Annotated in this window: 23 protein-coding genes; 6 read left to right on the forward strand and 17 right to left on the reverse strand. The window is 65.5% G+C overall.

Annotated features, from left to right (window positions below):
* Positions 1–7: 7 nt before the first annotated feature.
* The 8 genes from oxlT to U5760_RS02745 form a co-directional block, all read right to left on the reverse strand.
* Entirely contained in the window at positions 8–1,348 is a 1,341-nt protein-coding gene (gene oxlT / locus U5760_RS02710; RefSeq protein ID WP_415914023.1) for an oxalate/formate MFS antiporter, read from the reverse strand.
* Positions 1,349–1,375: 27 nt separating this feature from the next.
* Complete coding sequence (locus U5760_RS02715) at positions 1,376–2,767, reverse strand: NAD(P)(+) transhydrogenase (Re/Si-specific) subunit beta (protein ID WP_322009421.1); 1,392 nt, start codon at positions 2,765–2,767, stop codon at positions 1,376–1,378.
* A gap of 12 nt (positions 2,768–2,779) precedes the next feature.
* On the reverse strand, positions 2,780–4,357 hold the full coding sequence (locus tag U5760_RS02720; protein ID WP_322009423.1) for a Re/Si-specific NAD(P)(+) transhydrogenase subunit alpha: 1,578 nt from the start codon (positions 4,355–4,357) through the stop codon (positions 2,780–2,782).
* Between the two features lie 214 nt (positions 4,358–4,571).
* Complete coding sequence (locus tag U5760_RS02725) at positions 4,572–4,817, reverse strand: hypothetical protein (RefSeq protein ID WP_322009425.1); 246 nt, start codon at positions 4,815–4,817, stop codon at positions 4,572–4,574.
* 19 nt (positions 4,818–4,836) lie between these two features.
* The gene (locus U5760_RS02730; protein ID WP_322009427.1) at positions 4,837–5,271 is read right to left on the reverse strand and encodes a PAS domain-containing protein; all 435 of its coding nucleotides are present in this window, start codon (positions 5,269–5,271) and stop codon (positions 4,837–4,839) included.
* A 102-nt stretch (positions 5,272–5,373) separates the two neighbouring features.
* The gene (gene frc, locus U5760_RS02735; protein ID WP_322009429.1) at positions 5,374–6,624 is read right to left on the reverse strand and encodes a formyl-CoA transferase; all 1,251 of its coding nucleotides are present in this window, start codon (positions 6,622–6,624) and stop codon (positions 5,374–5,376) included.
* A 67-nt stretch (positions 6,625–6,691) separates the two neighbouring features.
* On the reverse strand, positions 6,692–8,437 hold the full coding sequence (oxc, locus tag U5760_RS02740) for an oxalyl-CoA decarboxylase (RefSeq protein ID WP_322009431.1): 1,746 nt from the start codon (positions 8,435–8,437) through the stop codon (positions 6,692–6,694).
* 276 nt (positions 8,438–8,713) lie between these two features.
* Complete coding sequence (locus U5760_RS02745) at positions 8,714–9,439, reverse strand: GntR family transcriptional regulator (RefSeq protein ID WP_322009433.1); 726 nt, start codon at positions 9,437–9,439, stop codon at positions 8,714–8,716.
* Between the two features lie 237 nt (positions 9,440–9,676).
* Here U5760_RS02745 and U5760_RS02750 point away from each other — a divergent pair, with 237 nt between their 5' ends.
* Positions 9,677–10,057: a hypothetical protein gene (locus tag U5760_RS02750; RefSeq protein WP_322009434.1), complete on the forward strand. Its 381-nt coding sequence runs from the start codon at positions 9,677–9,679 to the stop codon at positions 10,055–10,057.
* Positions 10,058–10,170: 113 nt separating this feature from the next.
* Here U5760_RS02750 and U5760_RS02755 read toward each other — a convergent pair whose 3' ends face one another.
* Together U5760_RS02755 and U5760_RS02760 are read right to left on the reverse strand one after the other, a co-directional pair.
* Positions 10,171–11,946, reverse strand: coding sequence for a long-chain fatty acid--CoA ligase (locus U5760_RS02755; protein ID WP_322009435.1), 1,776 nt, complete (start codon positions 11,944–11,946; stop codon positions 10,171–10,173).
* A gap of 103 nt (positions 11,947–12,049) precedes the next feature.
* Entirely contained in the window at positions 12,050–12,823 is a 774-nt protein-coding gene (locus U5760_RS02760; RefSeq protein ID WP_322009436.1) for an SDR family oxidoreductase, read from the reverse strand.
* 488 nt (positions 12,824–13,311) lie between these two features.
* Here U5760_RS02760 and U5760_RS02765 point away from each other — a divergent pair, with 488 nt between their 5' ends.
* The gene (locus U5760_RS02765; protein ID WP_322009437.1) at positions 13,312–14,529 is read left to right on the forward strand and encodes an MFS transporter; all 1,218 of its coding nucleotides are present in this window, start codon (positions 13,312–13,314) and stop codon (positions 14,527–14,529) included.
* Positions 14,530–14,745: 216 nt separating this feature from the next.
* Positions 14,746–16,530, forward strand: coding sequence for an AMP-binding protein (locus tag U5760_RS02770; protein ID WP_322009439.1), 1,785 nt, complete (start codon positions 14,746–14,748; stop codon positions 16,528–16,530).
* On the opposite strand, the gene U5760_RS02775 is transcribed toward U5760_RS02770, so the two are convergent.
* Genes U5760_RS02775 through U5760_RS02795 form a run of 5 tightly spaced genes read right to left on the reverse strand, consistent with a single transcriptional unit; the run spans position 16,508 to position 20,149 of the window.
* Positions 16,508–16,903 carry a hypothetical protein gene (locus U5760_RS02775; protein ID WP_322009441.1) on the reverse strand — a complete coding sequence of 132 codons (396 nt, stop codon included), beginning with the start codon at positions 16,901–16,903 and terminating at the stop codon, positions 16,508–16,510. The two genes, U5760_RS02770 and U5760_RS02775, sit on opposite strands and share 23 nt — an antisense overlap.
* A gap of 20 nt (positions 16,904–16,923) precedes the next feature.
* Complete coding sequence (locus U5760_RS02780) at positions 16,924–18,552, reverse strand: FAD-binding oxidoreductase (RefSeq protein WP_322009442.1); 1,629 nt, start codon at positions 18,550–18,552, stop codon at positions 16,924–16,926.
* Positions 18,546–19,457 carry an anti-sigma factor gene (locus U5760_RS02785; protein ID WP_322009444.1) on the reverse strand — a complete coding sequence of 304 codons (912 nt, stop codon included), beginning with the start codon at positions 19,455–19,457 and terminating at the stop codon, positions 18,546–18,548. The genes U5760_RS02780 and U5760_RS02785 overlap by 7 nt, the downstream gene beginning before the upstream one ends.
* Positions 19,454–19,996 carry a sigma-70 family RNA polymerase sigma factor gene (locus U5760_RS02790; protein WP_322009446.1) on the reverse strand — a complete coding sequence of 181 codons (543 nt, stop codon included), beginning with the start codon at positions 19,994–19,996 and terminating at the stop codon, positions 19,454–19,456. Before U5760_RS02790 ends, U5760_RS02785 begins: the two co-directional genes overlap by 4 nt.
* 12 nt (positions 19,997–20,008) lie before the next feature.
* The gene (locus tag U5760_RS02795; RefSeq protein ID WP_322009448.1) at positions 20,009–20,149 is read right to left on the reverse strand and encodes a hypothetical protein; all 141 of its coding nucleotides are present in this window, start codon (positions 20,147–20,149) and stop codon (positions 20,009–20,011) included.
* A 532-nt stretch (positions 20,150–20,681) separates the two neighbouring features.
* On the opposite strand from U5760_RS02795, the gene hfq reads away from it, so the two are divergent.
* The 3 genes from hfq (at position 20,682) to U5760_RS02810 (ending at position 22,899) form a co-directional block, all read left to right on the forward strand.
* Positions 20,682–21,167, forward strand: a complete 486-nt coding sequence (hfq, locus tag U5760_RS02800) for an RNA chaperone Hfq (protein WP_322009449.1) — start codon at positions 20,682–20,684, stop codon at positions 21,165–21,167.
* 173 nt (positions 21,168–21,340) lie between these two features.
* Positions 21,341–21,526: a hypothetical protein gene (locus tag U5760_RS02805; RefSeq protein WP_322009450.1), complete on the forward strand. Its 186-nt coding sequence runs from the start codon at positions 21,341–21,343 to the stop codon at positions 21,524–21,526.
* Positions 21,527–21,705: 179 nt separating this feature from the next.
* Positions 21,706–22,899, forward strand: coding sequence for a low temperature requirement protein A (locus tag U5760_RS02810; protein ID WP_322009452.1), 1,194 nt, complete (start codon positions 21,706–21,708; stop codon positions 22,897–22,899).
* 241 nt (positions 22,900–23,140) lie between these two features.
* On the opposite strand, the gene U5760_RS02815 is transcribed toward U5760_RS02810, so the two are convergent.
* Positions 23,141–23,878 carry a DUF2968 domain-containing protein gene (locus U5760_RS02815; protein ID WP_322009453.1) on the reverse strand — a complete coding sequence of 246 codons (738 nt, stop codon included), beginning with the start codon at positions 23,876–23,878 and terminating at the stop codon, positions 23,141–23,143.
* A 48-nt stretch (positions 23,879–23,926) separates the two neighbouring features.
* Positions 23,927–25,318, reverse strand: a complete 1,392-nt coding sequence (locus U5760_RS02820; protein ID WP_322009455.1) for a sigma-54 dependent transcriptional regulator — start codon at positions 25,316–25,318, stop codon at positions 23,927–23,929.
* Between the last annotated feature and the right edge of the window lie 2 nt (positions 25,319–25,320).

A 25,320-nucleotide genomic window follows, 5' to 3' on the forward strand; every position in this document is an offset into this window, starting at 1 on the left:
ACTGTGCCTATTCGTGCGACCCCAAAGGCGACGGCGTGAACACCCCCTCCGGCACCGCAGCCGGCTCGGCCGACTGGAAAATCCAGCGCCGCCGCATCGGCTGCAAGACCAGCTTCGCGCTCACGCCGGCGATCATGGCCACACAGGCCGCGAAATCGAACACGGTGTTCCACCCGCCATGCACCGAAAGCAGCGTGGCAACCGGAACGAGCATGGCCGCCGTGCCCTTCGCGGTATAGAGCGTGCCTGCATTGCCGGCCGCATAGCGTGCGCCGAAGGTATCGGCACAGGTCGCCGGAAAGTTCGAGAAGATGTCGCCGTAAAACAGGAACACGAGAGCCGAGAACAGCATGAAGAGCCATGGATCGTGACCGAAGGTGCGCAGACCGAGCAGCGCGAGCCCCTCGCCGAGAAACGTGATGAACATGGTGTTCTCGCGGCCGATGCGATCCGAAATGAACCCGCATAGCGGCCGCGTGAAGCCGTTACAGAGGTTGTTGATCGAGAGCGTCATCGTGAGCAGGGGCAGCGTAACGCTCATCAGCGTGACCGGCATCGAGGAGAACCCGTAGGACTTCGCAATCGGCCCGATCTGTGCCGTGGCGATGATGCCGCCCGAGGCCACGCACACGAACATCGCGTACATCACCCAGAAGATCGGCGCGCGTACCATTTGCCGCGTGGTGTAGTCGGTCTTCGTGGCCACCACGCGCCGGATGCCGGCCGCGTGCGCGGGCGGCTTCGGCCGCACCATCAGCGTGGCCAGCGCCATGATGAATATCCCCTGCAGGAGTCCGAAGAACACGAACGCGCGTTCGTAGCCGGCGTGCTGGATCATGTTCGAGATCGGGATCACGGTCAGGGCGGCGCCCGCGCCGAAACCCGCGGCGGTCATGCCGGCCGCGAGGCCGCGCTTGTCCGGAAACCACTTGAGCGCGGTGCCCACGCAGGTGCCATAAACGCAGCCCGCGCCAATCCCGGAGATCACGGCCGCCACGTAAAGCACCGGCAGCACGGGCGCCCATGCGTCGAGCACCCAGCCCAGCGCGACGCAGCACGCGCCGCCCATCACCACCGGGCGCGGCCCGAAGCGGTCCACGAGCCAGCCTTCCACGGGCACGAGCCACGTTTCGGTGACGATGAATATCGAAAACGCCAGTTGGATAGCCGCCTGGCCCCAGTGGTGACGGGCGTCCATCGGGACGACGAACAGCGTCCACGCGTACTGCAGGTTCGCGACCAGCCCCATGCAGACAATGCCCGCCACGAGCTGTACCCAGCGGTTGTGCCGCCGCGCCGTATACACGGCGTCGATGCGATCGGTGTGTGCCACGTTGCCTCTCTCCATTCGTTAAATACCTGCGCCTGCGCGAAGCTAGGCAGCTTCGATATGCCTGAGCAACGCATCCACGCTGCCCTTGGCGTCGCCGAACAACATGCGCGTGTTGTCCTTGTAGAACAGCGGGTTGTCCACGCCGGCGTAACCGGTTGCCATGCTGCGCTTCGATACGACCACCGTGCGCGCTTTCCATACCTCCAGAACCGGCATGCCCGCTATCGGACTCGATGCGTCCTCCTGGGCACCCGGATTCACGATGTCGTTCGCGCCGATCACGAGCACGACGTCCGTATTCGTGAAGTCCTCGTTGATCTCGTCCATTTCCAGCACGATGTCGTAAGGCACCTTGGCTTCCGCGAGCAGCACGTTCATGTGGCCCGGCAGACGTCCCGCCACGGGGTGAATGCCGAAACGCACGCGCACGCCGAGCGAGCGCAGCCGACGCGTGATTTCGCTGATCGTCCCCTGTGCCTGTGCGACGGCCATGCCGTAACCCGGCACGATCACCACCTCCGCAGCGTCGCGCAGCAGTGCGCCCACTTCGTCCACGGTGGTCGCGACCACTTCGCCCTCGGGTGCGGTGCCGGATGCGGCCGTTACGGCACCGAAGCCGCCGAGAATGACGGAGACGAAGCTGCGATTCATCGCACGGCACATGATGTAGCTGAGAATCGCGCCGCTCGACCCAACGAGCGCCCCCGTGGTCACGAGCAGGTCGTTGTCGAGCATGAAGCCCGTGGCCGCGGCCGCCCAGCCCGAATAGCTGTTGAGCATGGAGACGACCACGGGCATGTCGGCGCCGCCGATCGCCATGACGAGGTGTACGCCCAGCGCCGCCGCCAGCACGCACATGACGAGCAGTGCATAAAGACCATCGCCGGCGCCTGGGCTGCTCACGAAGCGATAACCCAGTACGACGCATGCGACCATCACCACGGCATTGAGCAGATGCCGTGCGGGCAGTACGAGCGGCTTGCCGCTCAGCGTGCCTTGCAGCTTCAGGAAGGCGATGATCGAACCGCTGAAAGTCACCGTGCCGATGAAAGCGCCGACGTAGATCTCCGTATCGTGAATCGCCTGTTCGACCGGGTTCGCCGTTATCGATCCGGATAGATAATTCGCAATACTGATCAATGTTGCGGCGAGACCGACAAAACTATGCAGCACCGCAACCAGTTGCGGCATCTGCGTCATCTCCACGCGTTTTGCCAGCGTCGCGCCGATCCCGCCGCCCGCCACCGCGGCGATCAGCGCGATCTGCAGACCCGCGCCGGCCGTCACGAGCAAGGTGGCCAGCACGGCGATGCCCATGCCGAGGACACCGTAGAGATTGCCGCGCCTCGCGCTCGCGGGGTGACTGAGGCCTCGCAGGCTCAGGATGAAGAGCGTGGCCGCACCGAGCCACGCCATGTTTCCGATTCCGTTCATCGTGCTGTCTCCTCAGGTGCGCTGGAACATCTTCAGCATGCGCTGGGTCACGAGAAAACCACCCGTGATGTTGATCGTCGCGACCACGAGGGCAATGCCGGACAGCACGCTCACGATCGTCCCCGGACTGCCCGGATGCAGCAGCGCACCCACGACGATGATTCCGCTGATCGCATTGGTCACGCTCATGAGCGGCGTATGGAGCGCGGGCGTGACGTTCCAGACCACCTGGTAGCCGACGAACACCGCCAGCACGAACACCGTGAAGTGCGCGACGAATGCAGGCGGCGCGACCGCGCCCAGCGCCAGCAGCAACAACGCAGCAGCCACGAGGGCGGCCAAAGGCCAGAGGCTCCTGCGACGCACGGCGTCCGCGCTACCTGCCGTACCTTCCCCGCCATGGCCGTTTGCCGCTACGGCCTTGTGCGGTATCGCAGCGGCCGCGGCAGAAGGCGAAGGTGTCACGGGCGGGGGCGGCCAGCACACGCTGCCGCGCTGCATGACCGTGGTGCCGCGTTGCACGACGTCCTCCATATCGATCTGCAACTCGCCGTCCTTTGCAGGCGTGAGGTCGGTTAGCAGATGGCGCAGATTCGTGGCATAGAGCTGGCTGGACTGGTTCGCCATGCGGCTTGGCAGATCGGTGTAACCAATCACCGTTATGCCGTTCGCATCGATCACCTCCCCCGGACGTGTCAGTTCGCAGTTGCCGCCCTGCTCCGCGGCCATGTCCACGATCACGCTGCCGGCGCGCATGCAGGCCGCCGTCTGCGCGCTGATGAGGCGCGGTGCGGGTTTGCCGGGAATCAGCGCCGTGGTGATGATGATGTCCACCTCGCGCGCCTGGGCTTCGAAGAGCGCCATTTCGGCCTCGATGAACTTCGCGCTCATCTCTTTCGCGTAGCCGCCCGAACCGCCCCCCTCTTCCTCGATGTCGACGCTCAGGAATTCGGCGCCCATGCTTTCGACCTGCTGCCCCACTTCGGGCCGCGTATCGAAGGCGCGCACGATCGCCCCCAGGCCGCGGGCCGCGCCGATAGCGGCAAGTCCCGCCACGCCGGCGCCGATCACGAGCACCTTCGCCGGCGGCATCTTGCCCGCCGCCGTGATCTGGCCGGTGAAGACGCGGCCGAAGTGCTGCGCCGCCTCGATCACCGCGCGATAGCCGGCCATGTTGGCCATCGAGCTCAGTGCATCGAGTTTTTGCGCGCGCGAGATGCGCGGTACGCAATCCATGGCGAGCACGGTGGCGCTGCGCGTGGCGAGCACATCGAGCAGCGCCGCGTTCTGGGCGGGCCAGATAAAGCCCGCAAGCGTCGCGCCGGGTTTGAGCCAGTTCGCTTCTTCGAGGGTCGGCGGGCGCACCTTGATCACGAGATCGGCCGTGCTCCAGAGGGTCAGCGGATCGTCCACGATCTGTGCGCCAGCCGAGCGATAAGCTGCGTCGCCGAACGATGCGCGTACGCCAGCACCCGCTTCTACGTTGACCGCATAGCCGAGTTTGATAAGTTGTGCGACGCTTTCTGGCGTCGCCGCCACGCGGCGCTCGCCCGCATGCGTTTCGCGCGGAACGGCAAGGATCATCGCCATGACGCACCCCGGACGAACGAGGCGATGACGAGGGAACAGCCAATTGGCGGCGCGCCAAGGAACCCGGCGCGCCGAATGCGTAGCCACAACTTCATGAAACGTCTCCTGTGTCGGCCGGATTGGGCGCTTTGGCGCCTGACTCGGGCCCCATGGGGAATCGGTGTGCCGCGGTCTCTTGCCGGGCATCGTGTTGCTACGCGTGGAGGGCAACCACTCAGCGCTGCGGATTGCCCGACTTGAGAAACGCGAGCGCCACCGCACGCGCGCCCGCCAGCGCGGCGGCCTCGCTCGCGTAGACGGTTTCGTCGCCCAGCTGCTGCCATACAAACCCGGCCAGTTCGCCGCCGCGCGTATCCTCGGCAAGCTCGTGAACGGCGGCGAACGCAGCCCAGCCGCCGTTATGTATCAATTGACGGGCCGAGAGTTCGACCTCGTAGTGCCCGAGCGTTTCGGTATGCATGATCGGCTCCTCCTGAGTGTCAGGATTGCTGGACCTGCGCTTCCAGTTCCGCAAGACGCTTGCGCAGTCCGCGCTCTTCCTGAAAGCGCGCCGTCTCGTCGCGAATCACCGCCACGATGCCCGTCACGGTACCATCGGGCGAACGCAGCAACGCCACGGTAAAGGCGATCGACAGCGCGCGCCCGGCCTTGTCCACCGCCGGCACACGCAGTACGTCATTGCCGTAGCGCGTTTCGCCGCTGGCCATGGTCTTGTGATAGCCCTCCCAGTGACGTCCGCGCAGGCGCTCCGGAATGATGAGGTCGAGCGTATTGCCCATCGCCTCGTGCTCCGTATAGCCGAACATGCGGGTCGCAGCGGGATTCCAGAACGTGATGTCGCCGGCGGCATCGGAAATGACGATGGCGTCGCCTATCACGTCCGCAAGTTGCGCAAAATCGATGGCGGATGGCATGGGAAGGGTTCTATCGTTGAACGGACATTGGGCGGCGAGCCACGGCGTACCCAGGCGACGCCGCCCTCGCACGGAGGGCGGCGCATGCCGTGACGATTGTCGTCAGACCGCGCGGACTTCGTGCAGCGCGGCGATCTGCTGCGCCGAGTAGCCAAGATCCGCCAGCACTTCGTCGGTATGCTCGCCCAGCAGCGGCGAACCCTTGACCTCCGGCTTGAGCTCCGAGAATTTGATCGGACTGCCAACGGTCAGATAGCTGCCGCGCTCCTTGTGCGGCACTTCGACGATGGTGCCGCTCGCGCGCAGCGACGGATCGCCCGCGATCTCCTTCATGCTCAGCACCGGCGCACACGGAATGTCGAACTTGCGCAGGATGTCGATCGCCTCGAACTTCGTCTTGTCGGCGAGCCACGCTTCGATCGTGTTGAAGATCTCGAAGATATGCGGCTGGCGCGCCTGGGCCGTCTTGTAGTCGGGATCGTCGATCCACTCCGGCTTGCCGAGTGCATGGCAGATCGGCTCCCATGCGTGGCCCTGGATCGTGAAGTAGATATAAGCGTTAGGATCGGTTTCCCAGCCCTTGCACTTGAGCACCCAGCCCGGCTGTCCGCCGCCGCCCGCATTGCCGCCGCGCGGCACGACGTCGCTGAAGCTGCCGTGCGGATACTGCGGATACTCTTCCAGATAACCCACGCGGTCGAGACGCTGCTGGTCGCGCAGCTTCACGCGGCACAGGTTGAGCACGCTGTCCTGCATCGAAACAGCCACCTTCTGCCCCTTGCCCGTCTTGTCGCGGCCGATCAGCGCCGTGAGAATGCCGATGGCGAGATGCATGCCGGTGTTGCTGTCGCCGAGCGCGGCCGCACTCACGGTCGGGGGGCCGTCCCAGAAGCCCGTGGTCGAAGCGGCGCCGCCCGCGCATTGCGCCACGTTTTCGTAGACCTTGAGGTCGTCGTAATGATGGCCTTCGCTGAAGCCCTTCACCGAAGCGACGATCATCTTCGGATTGAGCTCCTTGATGCGCTCCCACGTGAAGCCCATGCGATCGAGCGCGCCGGGACCGAAATTTTCCACCAGCACGTCCGACTCGCGAATCAGCTTCTCCAGCACTTCCTTGCCTTCCGGCTTCTTGGTGTCGAGCGTGAGCGAACGCTTGTTGCTGTTGAGCATGGTGAAGTACAAAGCATCGACATCGGGAATGTCGCGCAGCTGCGAGCGCGTGACGTCGCCCGCGCCCGGACGCTCCACCTTGATCACGTCCGCACCGAACCACGCGAGCAACTGCGTGCAGGCAGGGCCGGCCTGTACATGCGTGAAGTCGATGATCTTGATGCCGTCGAGGGGTTTGCTCATTGCCGTATCTCCTGATTTCCGATAACTGGACTTATGTGTCCTTCTCGCCTGAATGACTGGATCGAACTTATTTCTTCATGGCCGCGCTTTGCGGATTCAGATTCGTGAGACGCCCGCTCTCGGTGCCGGCGGCTTCGTCGATGATGGCATTGATGAGCGTGGGTTTGCCCGACGCAATCGCCTCGAGCAGCGCGGCCGTGAGTTCCTCGGGGGTGGTGGCGTGATGGCCGATACCGCCGAACGCTTCCATCATCCGGTCATAGCGCGCGTTCTTGACGAACACGGTGGGCGCGACATCTACCCCACCCGTGGGGTTGACGTCCGTGCCGCGATAAACACCGTTGTTGTTGAAAACGATCGTGCAGACGGGCAGGTTGTAGCGGCAGATCGTTTCGAGTTCCATGCCGCTGAAGCCGAATGCGCTGTCGCCTTCGATGGCGACCACCTGCGTGCCGCTCGTCACGGCCGCGCCGATGGCGAAACCCATGCCGATGCCCATGATCCCCCACGTACCCGAGTCGAAACGCTTGCGAGGCTGATACATGTCGATGATGCTGCGCGCGTAGTCGAGCGTATTGGCGCCTTCATTGACGACGTTGATGTCGGGCCGCGTCTTCAAGACGTCGCGAATCGCGCGCAGCGCGCTATGGAAGTTCATCGGCGTCGGGCTCTTATCGAGCGTCGCCGCCATCTTTTCCAGATTCTTGCTCTTGCGTTGCGCAACCGCATCGAGCCATTCGGCGGGCGGCTGCGGGAAATCGTCGCCGATACCTTCGAGCAGCGCGTCTACGCATGATCCGATATCGCCGATCAGCGGCGCTTCGATCGCCACGTTGCTGTCGATCTCGGTGGGTGCGATATCGATCTGCACGAACTGCTTAGCCGCCGGCGCGCCCCAGGTCTTGCCCTTACCGTGCGAGAGCAACCAGTTCAGGCGGGCGCCCACCAGCAGTACGGCGTCCGACTCGGCCAGCACGAACGAGCGCGCAGCCGAAGCCGATTGCGCATGCGTATCGGGCAGGAGACCCTTGGCCATCGACATCGGCAGATACGGGATACCCGTCTTCTCGACGAGCGCCCGAATGGACGCATCGGCCTGGGCATACGCAGCGCCCTTGCCGAGCAGGATCAATGGTCTTTTTGCATTCCTCAATACATCGAGCGCGCGCTTGACGGAATCGGGCGCGGGAATCTGGCGCGGTGCGGCATCCACCACTTTCACGAGCGACTGCTGGGCCTTGACCGCGTCGATCGTCTGCGCGAGAAGCCTGGCCGGCAGATCGAGATACACGCCGCCGGGACGGCCCGACACGGCGGCACGAATCGCCCGCGCCACGCCAATGCCGATGTCCTCGGCGTGCAGCACGCGATACGCGGCCTTCGCGTACGGCTTCGCTGCGTTGAGCTGATCCATTTCCTCGTAGTCGCCCTGCTGCAGATCGACGATCTCGCGTTCGCTCGAACCGCTGATGAGGATCATCGGAAAGCAATTGGTCGTGGCGTTGGCGAGCGCCGTGAGGCCGTTGAGAAAGCCCGGCGCGGAAACGGTCAGGCAGATGCCGGGCTTCTTCGTCATATAGCCCGCCACGGCCGCGGCGTTGCCCGCGTTCTGCTCATGGCGAAAGCCGATGAAACGCATGCCCTCGGCCTGCGCGAGACGGGCGAGATCGGTGATGGGGATACCGACCAGCCCGAAGATCGTGTCGATATCGTTAAGTTTCAGCGCGTCGATGACGAGATGAAACCCGTCTGTCGTTTGCTGTGCCTCGGGCGCCGGGCTGTTTTGCGCCTCGTTGATGCCTGCTTCTGCCATGACGTCTCCTCGTTGGCGGGGCGTTACGTGAGTCGTGATATACAATATTCCACACACAATATTAGTCAAGACGTTTTTGACGGCCGAGATGTGCTTCGTTATGCGAAGTGCCTCTGCCCTTGCCGGTCGGCGTTCCGGCGCATCATGACCACCACATATTTCTCAATTCTTACGCAGTCCATACAAATTATCCGGTTACCGATAATTTCAACTCAGACCGAAAAATTATGGATACCTACCTTTAATACCCGTGCGGCACAACCTTCACTCACATCATCAGTCGAGAAAGTCGCAGTTCGCTTCCACGAACAGCGCGAGATCGATCGAATGCTGGCGCACGAGCTGCTCGACGCGCTCCGTGTCGCGTTGCTCCAGCGCTTCGATAATGCGCATGTGATCGACGATGGAGCGCGAAGCACGATCGCTCTGCGCGATCGTCATGCGCCGGATCGCGCGCACGTGCATGAAAATGTTCTTGATGGTGTCCACGATGATCGGCGACTTCGAAAGCTCCACCAGCGACTGATGGAACATGATGTTCGCCTCCGAGTACTCCTCGATATGGTCCGAGGGCGTGGTGTCGCCGAAGTCCGAGAACATGCGACGCAGTCGGGCGATGTCGTCGTCGGTGGCGCGCTGGGTCGCGAGCCGGGCAGCGATGCTTTCGAGCGCGGCCCACATATAGATCATCTCGACGATCTCCTTGCGCGTCTTGCGCAGGATATACACGCCGCGGCGCGGCACCGTGCGCAGAAAGCCCTCCTGCTCGAGCAGCGTCATGGCCTCGCGCACCGGCGTGCGGCTCACGCCCAGCTTCTCGGTCAGCTCCTTCTCGTCCAGACGGATCTCGTTGCGCGAGCGGTAGATATCGGTCTCGGCAATCGCCTGCTTGAGCCTTGCGTACGCCTGGTCGCGCAGGGACGCGGCGGCGTTGATCGGTTCGAGCGCGAGGGTGAGCGGGAGCGCTTCAGCTTCAGCTTCGGCTTGTCTATCGGCGGACATCGGTCGTTTGTCTCCAACGTTCGTTTGACCGGCTCTTTAAACATTCCACATGTCACATACAATATATCAGCGAAAGCGACGTAGCTATGGAGGGTTTACGCGCAGCCCGGCAGCAGGTTCGCTCTTCCGATTCAATCGATAAACAATACCGAATACAAATCAGAAAAAACTTTAACTATCGTTTATTCATGGGTGCTCCTACGCTTGGTTCACGCCATCGCCATTCAGGAGACTGCCATGAGCCAACCGTCCACCCACCGGTACGCTGCCGAACACGATCGCCACCTCGAGGCGCACCTGGGCGCATTCAACGCGGCATTCGCGGAGCTGGGCTTGAGGTTTCGCTGGGACAAGCAAACGCTCTACTCGCTCGCCGGGATCGAGGGCGAGCATGCACGGATCTCCGCCTATATCGATGCGCACCATCCGCATCTGCTCAAGGCCTACAGCATCGAGTTCCTGTGCGAGGCGATTCTCGCGCTCAAGCATGCGCGGGTGCCCGGCGACTGGCTCGCGGGGCGCATGGCATCACAGAGAGAGGTGCCGGCCATGCAGACCGGCTGGGAAAGCGGCTGGCACGATACGGGAGCGGGACTGCCCGCACTCTCGGGCGCGTGAAAAAAAGCACCGCGCTTTTTCGAAATCGATCAGGATGACGATGTATTGGCCGACCCTTCGCCGTCAAACGCAAGGCCGGCCTGCATCGTGACGAAACGCTGCAACGCCAGCCTTCAGCCGCGCGGCGCGTTCGCCTCGTCTTCCTGTAACTTGCGCCACAGGATCTTGCCGCTGCCCGACTTGGGCAGCGTCTCGACGAACTGCACGACGCGCGGCGCCTTGTACGCCGCCATGTTGTCGTGCGCCCACGCGATGATGTCGTCCTCGCTCACGGTGCCCGCCTGCTTCGGGTCGAGCACCACGCAGGCCTTCACCGTTTCGCCGCGACGCGCGTCCTGCGTGCCGATCACGCACACCTCCTTGATCGCAGGATGGCGGTACATCAGCGCCTCGACTTCGGCCGGCCAGACCTTGTAGCCCGACGCATTGATCATGCGCTTGAGGCGGTCGGTGATGAAGTAGTAACCCTCCGCGTCGCGCCGCACGAGGTCGCCGGTGCGCAGGAACCGCTTGCCGTCGCGCTCGATGAAGGCCTCGCGCGTGGCTTGCGGATTGCGCCAGTACCCCTGCATCACTTGCGGCGCATGCATGATCAGCTCGCCCGACTCGCCGTCGGGCACTTCCTCCAGCGTGATCGGGTCGATGACGCGCGAGTCCACGTCGAACACCGGGATGCCCAGGCACTGCGGTTTCGGCCGATGCGGAGGATTGATGTGCGTGCCGGCCATGGTCTCGGACATGCCATAGCCTTCGACGAACTCGAGGCCCGTCAAATCGCGCAGCTTCTTGACGACGGCATCGGGCATCGTTGCGCCGCCCCCGCGCATCCAAGCGAGACTCGACAGGTCATATTCGCCGATGCGCGGATTCGAAATGAAGTCGACCACCATGGTCGAGATGGCCTGCCAGCCGTTGATGCGGTAATGCTCGATGGCGCGCGCGGCGGCGTCGCGGTCCCAGCGCGGCAGCACCACGATGGTCGAGCCGTTATAGAGCGGGCTGTTCATGCCGCCCTGCATGCCGGTCACATGAAAGAACGGCAGCACGGAAAGCTGCACGGCATCCTGATTGCTGCCGAACCAGTTGCAGCCGCCCACCGCCGTGCTCATCACGCTTCGGTGCGTGTGCATGCAGCCTTTGGGTTTGCCGGTCGTGCCCGAGGTATAGGGCATCACGCAAAGATCGTCGGGGCCTGCCGTGAGCGGTCCTGGCGTCGCGCGCAGCGCGAGCGCATCGGCCCAGTGCACGACGCCCGGCCCCTCCACGTGGCGCGGCGCGCTGACGAATTCGGGCACAGGCGACGACGGCTCGCCCTTCACGTAATCGCTATACGTCGCGACGATCAGCCGCTGCAGCCCCGGCTCCGTCTCGGTCCCCTGCCCTTTGCTCACATGCGGCGCGATGCGCGGATACAGCTCCTGCGCGACGAACGCGGTGCTCGCCCCGCTGTCCTCCACGTAATGCGCGAGCTCCTCGGTCATGTTCATCGGATTGACCGGCACCACCACGGCGTTCGCGCGCAGGATGGCGTAGTACGCAAGGATCCATTGCGGGCTGTTCTGCATGTAGAGCAGCACGCGGTCGCCGGCCTTCACGCCGCAGTGCTGCTGGAGATAGCCGGCCATGCGCTCGGCCTCGTCCTTGAACTGCGCGAACGTGACGGGCGTGTCGTAGAAGACGATGTAGGGTTTGTCGGGGAAACGGGCCGCCGAAACCTCGGCGTTGTAGAACAGGTTCGTGGCCGGAACCGTGAGGTGCGGCGAGAGATGCGCGGGCCAGTGCGGCGAAGGCAGGTGGGGCCTCGCAATGGGCGAGCCGGCCTCGGCAGACGGTTGGGAACCAGAGTTGGCAGGATGAGAAGCCGGTTGCGACGGGACTGACGTGGGCATGGCAGGTTCTGTCTCGTTGAAGGTGCGCCGCTCATCGCGTGCACGTGGACAATCGGCGCGCACGCCGCGAGGCCTGCGGCGCGCGCGGAACACGCAACAGGCGTCAGACGACGCTCGCGCCGCCGTCGACGGCCAGATACTGGCCCGTGATGTGGCGGCCCGCCGCGCTCGCGAGAAGCACGACGGCGCCCTTGAGGTCGTCGTCGTCGCCGAGGCGCTTGAGCGGCGTGTGGTCGATGACCGTCTGCCCCAGCTTGTCGAGCAATCCGGCCGACATCTTCGAGGGGAAGAAGCCCGGGCAGATCGCATTCACGTTGATGCCGTACTTGCCCCATTCCGCGGCGAGCGCGCGCGTGAAGTTGATGGCGGCGGCTTTCGAGGTGTTGTACGCGATGGTCTGCATGGGGCCGAGCGTCCCCTTGAGGCCCGCGATCGAGGCCACGTTGATGATCTTGCCACTCTGACGCGGGATCATGCTGCGCTTGCCGACTTCGCGCGCGAGGAAGAACGGCGCGTTGACGTTCAGGTTCATGACCTTGTGCCACGCCTCGTCGGGATAGTTTTCCGCCGGTGCCCCCCACGTGGCGCCCGCGTTGTTCACGAGGATATCGATCTTGCCGCAGGCCGCGAGCGTTTCATCGACGAGCGGCGCGATACTTTCGGCGCGCTGCAGGTCGGTCACGACCGTCGTCGCCTCGATCCCGAGCCCCTGGAGATGGCGCTGCGCCTGCGCCAGTTCGTCCGCCTTGCGCGCCGTGATGACCACGCGGCACCCCATCTCGCCCAGCGCCTCGGCCATCTGCAACCCTAGCCCGCGCGAACCGCCGGTGATGAGCGCCACCTGCCCGCCCAGTTCGAACATGTCCCTGACCTGCATGCTTGAAGTCTCCTGTTCCTGTGTCTCACGGCGGCCGGCGCGAAGCGCGGCCATGGGGTCTGGAGATGCCGGGCTCGCCGGCTCTCCGACATTGGCGATCGATTCTAGCGACGCGTTCTCGCCAGGTAAATAAGGAAAAGCACGGTCGTTCACTCTCCTGCGTCAATCCCGGATGACCGAATGGCGTCCCGTTATCGCCGGCGCACTCGACTGGCTCTCCCGGTAACAGTCAGGCAGCAAGTCCGCCGCGACGGCCTCCGCACCATGATCGACGCGAATCCATTCATTTAATTTACTTTTAAATTACATTTAAATTTCATTCAAAACGAATCAGCCAGGGATTAGCCCGAGGTTGATGTCAGCATTCATGCAATTGTTTAATCCCGGGCGTACACTTCGGCGCAGGTCCGTTGCGCGGGGCGCCGCGGGCTGCACGAGACATCGCCGCCCTAGACGGCACCGTAAAGCCATACCAGGAGAACAATCACATGAGCTGGACGCGGGAACAGAGAAACGTCACGATCGCCGCCTATCTGGGTTGGACGCTCGACGCGTTCGACTTCTTTCTGACGGTTTTCGTCCTGAAAGACATTGCCCACGAATTCAACACCAAGATTCCCGATGTCGCGTTCGCCATCACGCTCACGCTGGCCATGCGCCCGCTCGGCGCGCTGATCTTCGGCCGCCTCGCCGACAAGTTCGGCCGCCGGCCCACGCTGATGATCAACATCGCGTGCTACTCGCTGTTCGAGCTGCTCACCGGCTTCTCGCCCAACCTCATGACTTTCCTCGTGCTGCGCTCGCTCTTCGGCATCGCGATGGGCGGCGAATGGGGCGTGGGCTCCGCGCTCACGATGGAAACCATTCCGCCCAAGGCGCGCGGCGCGGTTTCGGGGCTGCTGCAGGCCGGCTACCCGAGCGGCTTCCTGCTCGCGTCGGTCGTGTTCGGCGTGCTTTACGAGCATGTGGGCTGGCGCGGCATGTTCTTTGTCGGCGTGCTGCCGGCGCTGCTCGTGCTATACGTGCGGGCTCACGTGCCGGAATCGCCTGCGTTCAAGGAAATGGAAAAGCGCGCGCGCCCAAGCCTGCTCGCCACGCTCAAGCACAATTTCGCGCTGTCGATCTATGCGATCGTGCTGATGACGTGCTTCAACTTCTTCTCGCACGGCACCCAGGATCTGTATCCGACCTTCCTGCGCGAACAACACCACTTCGATCCGCATACGGTCTCGCTCATCACCATCGTGCTCAATCTCGGCGCGATCGTGGGCGGGCTTTTCTTCGGCTCGGTGTCGGAGAAGATCGGCCGCCGCAGGGCCATCTTCATCGCCGCGCTGCTCGCGCTTCCGGTGTTGCCGCTGTGGGCATTCTCCAGCGGCCCGATCCTGCTCGCGCTCGGTGCGTTCCTCATGCAGATTTCCGTGCAGGGCGCCTGGGGCGTGATCCCCGTGCATCTGAACGAGATCTCGCCCGACGAAATCCGCGCGACCTTCCCGGGTCTTGTTTATCAGCTCGGCAATCTGTTCGCTTCGGTCAACGCCACGCTGCAGTCTTCGTTCGCCGTCACGCACGACAACAACTATGCGCTGGCGATGGCCGTCGTCGCCGGCACCGTGGCCGTGCTGATCGCCATCCTGATCCTCTTCAGCCGCGAGCGCCGCGGCATCGACATGACGCAGTCGGCCAAACAGGTGTCGAGCGTCTGAAACGCGCAGGCGGCATCGTCCTGCCGCCGTGCAGCACCACACGAAGCCGCGCCGGGTCATGCCCGGCGCGGTTTTTCTTTTGCGCTCCTTTATGCGCTCATTTATGCGCTTTTGAGCGGCCCGCCCGGATTTCCCCTGCCCGCCTACCGGCAAGCTTCCTTGCCGCGCCACGCCGTGGCACGATTCAAGCTATAACGAAAAGCCCGGAGAGACCTCATGACCGACACGCCCCGTTCGCCCGCAAACGCCCACGCCGACGCCGCCGCACTCACGCCCGCCCGCGAAGCCACCGCGCCCGACACCGACGGCGTCTGGTACGCGTCGTATCCCGCCGATGTGCCGCGCGAAGTCGACATCCACTCTTACGCCTCGCTCGCGCAGTTCTTCGACCAATGCACGGCCCGCTTCGGCGAGCGCGTGGCCTACGTGAGCGCGGGCTCGCCCATGACCTACGCGGTGCTCGCGCGCAAGGCCAGCGCGTTCGCCGCGTGGCTGCAGGACGTGGGCGTGAAGCCCGGCGAGCGCGTGGCGATCATGCTGCCCAATACGTTGCAGTACCCGGTGGCGCTTTTCGGCGCGCTCAAGGCGGGCGCTGTCGTGGTCAACGTGAACCCGCTCTACACGGTGCGCGAGCTCGCGCATCAGTTGAAGGACAGCGGCGCCGAAACGATCGTCGTGTTCGAGAACTTCGCGAAGACTCTCGAAGACGCGTTGCCCGGCACACGCGTGAAGCACGTTGTGGTGACGGGGCTCGGCGACCTGCTGGGCGAAGGGCTCAACCTCAAGGGCCGCTTCATCAACTTCATGCTGCGGCACGTGAAGAAACTCGTGCCCGCTTACCGCCTTCCGCAAGCCGTGACGATGCTGGCCGCGCTCGAAGCGGGCGCGCGCCGTCCGTTCGCGCCCGTGGACGTCAAGTTCGACGACCTCGCCTTCCTGCAATACACGGGCGGCACCACGGGCGTCGCCAAAGGCGCGATGCTCACGCACGGCAACATGCTCGCGAACCTGCTTCAGGCGAAGGCCTGGACGGGCGGCCAGCTCGACGCCGACCAGGAAACCGTCCTCACGCCGCTGCCGCTCTATCACATCTATTCGCTCACCGTGAACGCGATGATCTTCATGGCGCTCGGCGGGCGCAATATCCTCATCGCGAATCCGCGCGACGTGAAGCGCGTGATGAAAACGATCCGCCACGAGCGCTTTAGTTGCATGTCGGCGGTGAACACGCTCTACAACGCGTTTCTTGACAACGAAGCCTTCCGCCAGCGCGACTTCTCGGGCCTCAAGCTCGCGATGGCGGGCGGCATGGCCACGCAGAAGGCCGTGGCCGAGCGCTTCAAGGCAGTGACCGGCAAGCCCATCGTCGAAGGCTACGGCCTCACCGAATGCTCGCCGATCGTCACGATGAATCCCGTCGATCTCGATCATCTTCAGGACTTCGAAGGACTTGTCGGCTTGCCCGCGCCCTCCACGCTCGTGCGCTTTCGCAAGGACGACGGCACGTGGGCCAACCTCGGCGAGGCGGGCGAGCTGTGCGTGAAAGGACCGCAGGTCATGCGGGGCTACTGGATGCGTCCCGACGAAACCGCGAAGGTGCTCGACGCAGACGGCTGGCTCGCGACAGGCGACATCGGCGTGATGGATCCGCAGGGTTATATACGGCTCATCGACCGCAAGAAGGACATGATTCTCGTCTCCGGTTTCAACGTGTACCCGAACGAGATCGAAGACGTGCTCGCCGCCCATCCGGGCGTGCGCGAAGTGGCGGCGATCGGCGTGCCCGATCCGGTGCAGGGCGAACGCGTGAAGGTGTTCGTGGTGAAGCGCGATCCTGCGCTCACCGAAGAAGCGCTGATCCAGTTCTGCCGCCAGCAGTTGACGGGCTACAAGGTGCCGCGTCTGGTCGAGTTTCGCGACACGCTTCCGCAATCGAATATCGGCAAGATCCTGCGCCGCGAGTTGCGCGACGAAGAGATCAGGAAGCAGGCCGCAAGCTGAGTTCGCCGGCAGCCGTTGCTGCGTGACCGAAAGATGCGGGCAGAAGCACGCGCACGCCGCGCGATCCGGCGAGACGCGTGAGCACGAACGCATCCGCGGGCCGCAGCGCGGCGATCAATCGCGCGCGAGGATCGAGGCGCTGCGCGAGTTGCGTGTGCCAGAGCATGCCGATGTCGTCGGCAAGAGACCACGCTTCGATGCCCGCCCGCGCGGCATGGCGCGCGAACGCCTGACCTGCGGCAAGCGTGGGGTCGAACACCACGCCGGCCAGCGCCACACTGCGCGTCTGGCGTAACATCCGCCACCCGCCGCACCCCACTCCCGCGCCGAGCAACGCGCCGCCCGTCTCGCACAGAAAAGTCCTGCGGTCCATCGCGCGTGCCTCCTCGCTGCCTATGTATAGCCGCGCTCGCCGCGCAACCGCCCGGGCCAGATACCCTGCTTGCCGGGCGAGAGCACGCCTTGCGGATCGAGCGCGTCCTTGAGCGTTTGCGCAAGGCGCAGCAACGCACCGTCGTTGAAGCTGTATTGCGCGGCGGCGTAGTCCATGTATAGCAGATGCGAACGGTACACGCCGTAGCCCGCCGCGCGCGCGTCGCTCATCAACGCGCGCAGCAGGTCGCCGGCCCGCGCAGCGTCGTCGCGCCGCTCGCGCGCGAAGATCGCCGCGAAGACGTGATGCAGATGCCGCCCCGCCGCCGTGAAGCCGCCGTAGTAGTCGAAACCGTACTCCGCCGCGCGGCTCTTCACGAGCATGTACTGACGCATCGCGTCGCGGCCATCGGCAGGACACAGCGGAGAAAAGTCCACATGCGCGCCCTCGCCGCCGCGCCAGTCGAGCATGCGAAACGCGCTCATCGCGGGGATACCGGCCAGATTGCGGTCGCCACCGCCCTGCGGCTCGTCGCCTGCCGCATAGCGCTGCGTCGAAATGCGTGCGCCCGGCAACGCATGGAATGCGCGCTCGACTACGCGCTGCTGCGCTTCGATCACCTCGGGCACGCCATAAAGCGCGAAGTGCAGATTCCAGCGGCCGATACCGAGATCGCGCTGCATCGCCTCGACCGCCGCCTCGGGCATCGGCCCCGCGCCGTCGAACCAGCGCGAGCGCGGCGCAATGCCCGCCGCGCGCCGGATCGCCCCTTCGATCGCCGCGTGATTGCGGATCGTGCCGTCGAGCTGCAACGGCCGCAAGGTATCGACGAGCGCGGCGAGGTCCTGCTCGCCCGGCATCTGCACCTCGCCCAGCACGAACGCGGGCGGCGCGGGCATCAGCCAGAGCCCCATCTTCGTGACGATGCCGTAGTTGGACTGCGTGAAGAGCGCATCGAACGCCGGCCCGTAGCCGGACCGGTAGAGCTGCCACGCGGTGCCCGTCTCGATCCCGCCCATGCCGGTGCGCACGACATCGCCGTTCGCGAGCACGATCTCCATGCCGCACAGCGTCGCGGCGTGGTCGCCGTAGGCCGTGGTGCCGAAGCCGCGTTCGAGCGTATTGCCCATCACGCTGCCCCATCCCGCCGCGGGGGGATCGATCCACAGCCGGTAGCCGCCGTCGCGCAGATGGGTGTAGAGATCGAAATAACTCACACCGGGTTCGACGAGGGCGTACGCGAGCCGCTCGTCCACGGCGAGGACGCGGTTCATCCGCTGCAGGTCGAGCACGACCGAGCCAGCCAGGCGCGGCGCCGCGCCACCGTATGCGAAGTTGCGCCCGGTGGAGACCGTCCAGAGCGGCACGCGCGCTTCGTTCGCCACGCGCAGCACGGCGCGGATCTCCTCAGCGCTCGCGGGCAATAGCGCCGCCGAAGGCGCAAACGCGTGCGGATCGGCGGCCGGCATGAAGGGATCGAAATACGGTTCGAGCGATGCGCCGCCACGGCAGACATTGGGGGCGCCGACGATCGCCTCGAAGGCGTCGAGCACGCGTTCGAAGGCGGCCTCGCTCATGCCCGGCGGCAGAACGCGCGGACCGTCACTGCCTTCTGCGCCCACCGCGGGCGTCACCACGGCGCTCACCATTGCGCCGGCGTGCCGCCGAGCGCGCCGCACACGGTGTAGGCGATGGTGCGCAGCTTGCCTTCGGTCGGCGGCCCGGAGAGCGCATAACCCATGTGGGCGGTGGTCCAGTAGAAGGTGTGGCGATTGCCGTCGCGCAAGAGGCGCACGGCGCCCGTCTCCTTACCCGAATTGCTCACGTAGAGCGTGAGCCGCTCGCCCGCGTCGTTCTCGTACATGAACTGCGCCGCCGGCCCGACGGTGCCGGGCAACAGGCGTCCGCCCACTAGCGTATAACCGTACGCCTGGAGCGACGGCACCGACAGCGGCTTGCCAAGCCGCTTCGAGAGCCACGCGACAAGATGGCCCTCGTCGTTCGCCCCCACCTCCACGGGATGCCGCTGCTCCGGCGTATAGACCGCGTAAGCGATGTCGGCGCGGCGCGCGAAGGCGTCCGTTGTGTCGAAGGCGAACCAGCTGCCGCCCCCGCCCTCTGCCCACTCGCCGCCCGACATCGCGCGCGGCAGGAGCGCCGTGGCGGCAAGCGCCACGCCCGCGCCCACGACGCACCAGGCGGCGGCCATGCCGAAGCGCCGCCACCACGGCTCGCGCGGACGCAGCACGATACATGACACGGAGGACGCAGGGCCGGGATCGGCGCCGCAAAGCGCCCGCAACGCCGACTTCTGCGCGCGATACGCCGCCACGCGGCTCGCCGCGAGTGGATCGTCCGCGAGACGCGTGTCGACGGCAGCCTGCTCGCTCGCGGGCAGCTCGCCGTCGACGAACGCGGAAAGCGCCGCGAGCAGCGCCTCGTCGCCATCGTGTGGATCGTGTGCGTCGTGCGGCTCGCCGCCCGCGCCCGTCGCACCTTGCGGCGGCGCATTCTGGCCGCGCGGCGGATCCGGTTCGAGGTCGTCATGGCTCATCGCGTTGTCCCCACCACTCTGAGCGGCGTCGTACTGCGTCGCGCCGGGTCCTGACCGAGCAGCCCGCGCAAATGCTCGCGCGCGCGCGACAGGCGCGACATCACAGTGCCCGCCGGCACGCCCAGCACGGCCGAGGCCTCCTCATAGCTCAACTCCTCCACACAGACGAGGAGCAGCACTTCGCGCTGCGTGGTGCTCAGCTGATACAGCGCGCGCTGCAGATCGCGCAGTTCGAGTCCGTCGACTTCGCCGCGCGGGGCCTCCAGCGTGCGCCACGGGGCGCTTTCGTCGTCCACGGCGATTTCTCGGCGGCCGCGCAGCTGGTCGATGTAGAGGTGGCGCAGAATCGTCAGCAGCCACGCGCGCAGGTTGCTCTCGGGCTTGAACGAGGTCCAGCGCGACAGCGCACGCTCGGCGGCGTCCTGCACGAGATCGTCGGCCCACGCGGTGTCGCCGGTGAGCGAGCGGGCATAGCGGCGCAGTGGCGCAAGCTGCGCCACGACCTGAGACTCGAATTCCGGCGACGGGTGACGCGCCACGCGGCCGGCCCGTCAGTAGGCGCCGCTCGAGCTGCTGCCCGAACTTCCCGACGAGGAGTTACCGCCCGAATCCATGTCGCTGCACGCGGCGAGTCCCGCGCCGGACAGCGCGGCCAGGGTCAGACATGCAAGAATCATGCGAAAACGCTTCATCGTCACCTCCTCCATTCCCCGCGCGACGCGGCGTGCCGGTTTGCCTGGGACACCTTGTGATGTCGAGGCGCGCGCCGCGGGCAGGGATTAATGGTTAAACGCTTCAGGGCATCGACTTATTCCCGCGATGTGACTCAGCGCACGGAAATAATGAGGTAGGCAACGCCACAATGGCCTCTGACCCGGCGCTTGGGCGCGATCGTGCGTGAATGGGCGAGAATCGGGCGCACGCACACGGCCGCTTTGCACTACTCTGTGAAGTCAAGGCGCTCGAATGCGGCGCGCTGTCACAGTGCGGGCTCGCGCGTCGTGTATCGTAGTCCACACCACACGTTACGCCGCGCCGGGTTCACCGGTCCGGGATCACGATGATGAACAGCCGCTTGCAATCTGCCAACGAAGCGCCGAGCCGGTATAGTGCTGCTGTAGCGCGTGCTCGCGCACGCGTGCCTCGCCGACACAGGGTAGAATCCCGTCGAGCAAACGTTTCCAACTGAATGCGGCATCGAGCCGCCAGGTCAAAACTTAGTCCATGCCTTCCGCAGAATCGCATCCGCAAAACGACTTCATGAACGCCGCGCGCAAGGAACGCAAGCGCGTCGAAATCTATCTGGTCAACGGCATCCGCCTGACCGGGTGCATCGAGTCGTTCGATCAGTATCTGGTGATGCTGCGCACGCCCGTGGGCTTGCAGGGCATCTACAAGCGGGCCATCTCCACGATCCAGCTCGACACCGGCACGCGCCCGGGTCCGCGCCCGGCGCGTCCCGCGCACGGCGGCGAACACACGAGCCGCGGGCCGCACGGCAGCCACGGCGGCCATGGCCCCCGCGAGCCGAGAGAACCGCGCGAGCCGCGTGAACCGAGAGAGCCGCGCGAATCCTGGTCCGCGCCCGCGCCTTCGGGCGAGCGGCCGTCGTCGCAGGACGGCCCGGTGGTCGTCACGCGCCGCCGCCGGCTCTACGGCGCGGTCAATAACGGCGGCAACAACGGCGGCGAGGGTTCGGGCAACGCCTGAGCCGGTTCGATCCACGTTTTTTCTTCGCATTCCGTCGCGCGCGGGGCCGTCCACGGCCGGCGCGCGACGTGTCTTGTGCGCCGACCTCGCGCGCCCGCCACGACCCAGATACGTTCATGAATTGGCCCGTTGCGATATGCTGACACGCATGATCCCCGCCACGGAGCCTTGCCATGAGCGCATCCCAACCCAAAACCCCCACGCCGCCGCAACAAGATCCGCTCGACGAAGCGCTCGAGGAAACCTTCCCGGCTAGCGACCCGATTGCCATCGAACCCGAGCCCAGCAAGCACAAGCATGGCGACGACGACGGCAAGAAGAAGCATCACGACAGCGGCCATCACGGCGGCAAGCACTGATTGATGGAAGTCCATCGCCGGAGACAACATCCGGCACGAGGCGCCGCCTGCCCGGAGCGTACGGCCAACGGCCGGGACGCCCGTGCGCGGCGAATCACGCACCCGGCTCTGAGCCACCACCCGGCGCAGGCCTCACGGCCGCGCCTTTCCCACCCTGCTGACTGCTGACATCGGCCCGCATGAGCGCGACCCGCAACGCCCATTTCCTGCGCGAGCGTGACGGCACGCACGCCGCCGTGACCTACGTCGAGCTGTTCTTCGACCTCATCTACGCGTTCGCCGTCACGCAGCTCTCGCACCGGCTCGTCCACGACCTCTCGCTCGCCGGCGCCATCGAGACGCTGATTCTGTGGTTCGCGGTCTGGCTCGGCTGGCAGTACACCTGCTGGGTCACGAACTGGTTCGACCCTGAGCGCATCCCCGTCCGGCTGCTGTTGTTCGCAGTCATGCTGGTGGGGATGGTGATGGCGGCGAGCCTGCCGCTCGCGTTCGACACGCGCGGCCTCATGTTCGCCGCGAGCTATGGGGTGCTGCAACTCGGGCGCAGTCTCGTGGTGCTCGTTTTCCTCGGACCGCGCCATGCGCTCACCGCGAATTTCCGCCGCATCGCGGGCTGGCTCGCGATCTCGGGGTGCCTCTGGATCGCCGGCGGCTTCGCCACCGGCGGTACCCGGCTCGCCTGGTGGAGCGCCGCGGTGCTCTGCGAATACCTCTCGCCGATGTTCGGCTTCCCGCTGCCGGGACTCGGCCGCTCGACGGGCGCCGACTGGCGCAGCGCGGAGGGCGGCCATATCGCCGAGCGCTGCCAGGCGTTCGTCATCCTCGCGCTGGGCGAATCGGTGGTGATGACAGGCGGCAACTTCTCCGATCTCGGCACATGGAGCCTGCCCACGGCGATTGCGTTCGCCGTCTGCTTCGCGGGCAGCATCGCCATGTGGTGGGTCTATTTCGACACGAGCAGCCGCGCGGGCAGCCGGGCGATCGAGGAATCGGCGGAACCGGGGCTGATGGCCGCGGCATTCCATTACGTTCATGTCGTGCTGATTGCCGGCATGATCGCGGCCGCCGCCGGCGACGACCTCGTCATCCTGCACCCTGCGGCGCGGGTCGGGGTCGCCGAGGCGTGGTTGCTGGTCGGCGGCCCCGCGCTCTACGTGGTGGGCAACGGGCTCTACAAGCGCGTGGTCTACGGCGGGTTCCCGCTCTCGCACTGGATCGGCCTTGCGCTCTTCGCGCTGATGGTGCCTCTCGCCCTGCACACCGACCTCCTCATGACCGGCACGCTGACGACGGTCGCAATGGTCGTGGTGGCGGTCTGGGAGAGCGTGTCGCGCCGCAGTGCACGGCAAGCCGAGCCGTTGAGCGTGCACTGAAGAGGGGCATTCGGGCAATAGCCCATAGCCGGCGGGAAAGCGCCACAGCCGAAACGACAACGGCGCCCCTGGAGGAGCGCCGTATTGGACAAGACCCAGGTACGAACCCGGGAAAGCATCGGGCAAAAGACAACAGGGCGGCGCGCCTGAGGCGCCCGCCCTCTCCTTTGGCCCAACCTGCTGCCTCAAGCCCCCCAAGCCGCCGCATACCGCTGCGGCCTGAGACCGGGGACGCTTATGCTTATTGCGTCGGCAAGCCGCCTTCCACCTGGCGCTGCAACTCGCGCACCTGACGCTGCACTTCGCGCAGCTGGTCCTGAGCGGCCGTCTTCTGGGCCTGCAGTGCATTCGCCTGGTCGCGCGTCTGCTTCTGCTGGTCGGACACGAGCGCCTGCTGCTGGCGTGCCACCGCAAGGTCCGCCTGCAGACGGTTCGCATGATCCTGAGTCAGGGAGATCATGCGGTCGGTGAAGGCCTTCTGGGCCTCCAGCCGGATCCGGCGGATCTCGACTTCGGAAAGCTGCTGCGTCTTCAGCGCGAAATCCCGGTAGATGGCCTCGGCGCGCGTCTCGTCGGTGGTCTTGATGACGCGCCAGAACGTCTTGTTCTGGAACAGCGCGACGTAATAAGTCATCTCCTTGCCGTAGAACAGCAGACTCGCGCCATACGTGCCGTTGTAGGTCGTGCGCAGCTCGTTCAGATCCGAACCGCGGATCATCTGCTGCAGCTCGGCCACATTGCCCGCCGCGTTTTGCTGAGCCTCATCGGGCGTCAGCGCAATCGTTTGGCCGGCAGCCGCGGCTTGAGCCGGCTGCGCTGCGGTCGGCAGCGCCTCGGATGCGGCCGGCGCCGCCTGCACCGCCGGCTGGGCGGCCGTGCCGGCGTCCTGCGGCAGCGGCTGGGCGCAGCCTGCCTCGATACCCCCGAACAGCACCATGACTGCCAGTGCTGCCTGTCGAACTCTCCACTTGTAGTCCATGTAGTTCCTGCTTTGAACAGTTCTAGTTTTGGCAAAACCGTCTAATTATTACTCACTTTCCCGGGTTTCGGGTTCCTCGTCGAAAATTTGGTACTTGCGTATCTTTTCCCACAACACCTTGCGGCTGATGCCGAGAAATTGCGCCGTATCCTTGCGCCGCCAGCCGTTCTGGTCAAGCGCCGCCAGCAGGCGGCTGCGCTCCGCCATGTCCCACTTGCTGCGATCGACCACGGGCTGCGCCACCGACTCGGTGGGTGCCGGCTGGGCGCCGCCCGAGCCCGCGAGCAGCCGGCGCAGGCGCGGCGCGTCCCAGCTGCCGGTCTGGCGCACGGTCACGCCGATACGCTCGGCCAGGTTGCGCAGCTCGCGCACGTTGCCCGGAAAGCGCATGGCCGCCACCGAATCGGCCAGCCAGTAAGGCAGCTCGGGGAGCCCCCCGAGCCGCTCCTCGCCCACCACCAGCGAAACGAAGGCCTTGAAGAGCGCGATCTTGTCCACCGGGCCGCGGTCTTCGAGCGACGGCACGGTGAGCTCGATCACGGCGAGCCGGTAGTAGAGGTCGGCGCGGAATGTGCCCTCCTTCACGAGGTTCGGCAGGTTCCGGTTGGTGGCCGCGACGAGCCGGAACTCGACCTTCACCGGCGTGGCCGAGCCGATGCGCGTCACCGTGCCGTCTTCCAGCACGCGCAGCAGCTTGACCTGCTGGTAGAGCGGCAAGTCGCCGATTTCGTCGAGAAAAAGCGTGCCGCCGTCGGCCTGCTCGAAGTAGCCCTTGTGGGCGACCGCCGCACCGGTGAACGAGCCCTTGGCGTGGCCGAAAAAGAGCGACTCGAAGAGGCCATCGGGAATCGCACCGCAGTTCACGGCGACGAACGGCCCCTCGCTGCAGCGGCTGTGCTTGCGGTGCAGCAGCTCGGCCACGCGCTCCTTGCCGGTGCCGGTTTCGCCGTGCACGAGCACGCTCGTGTCGCAGTCGGCGAAGGTCTCGATCTCCTTGAGCAGCGCGTGCATCGATTCCGATTCGGCGACCAGCACGTCGGCCCCCGCCGCCTGCGCCGAATGCGCGCGCAGCTGGATCACGAGCTTCGAGACGAGGCCGCGCAGTTCGGCGCAGGTGAAATCGAGCGGCAGGACGTGCGAGTACTCCGAGGGGTACATGGCCGGGTCGTTGTCGCGCGGGGCGGCCCCCACCCAGATCACGGGCATGCCGTGCGTGGCCTGCCAGTCGCGCAGGACGAGCGCGCCCGTGTCGATCACGCTCACGCTGACGACGGCGATAGAGGCGCGCGCGGCGAGGCGCTGCGCCGAGAGGGTGACATCGTCGGCGCGGATCACGTCCACGTCGAGACTCGCCATGCAGCGCGCAACACGCTCGACGATGTCGGCTTTGCCTTCCCAGACGTAGAGGTCGAGTTCCTCGATGGGGGTGGTAGTTCGCATCG

The organism is Paraburkholderia sp. J12 (assembly GCF_905220215.1).
Taxonomy (GTDB): domain Bacteria; phylum Pseudomonadota; class Gammaproteobacteria; order Burkholderiales; family Burkholderiaceae; genus Paraburkholderia.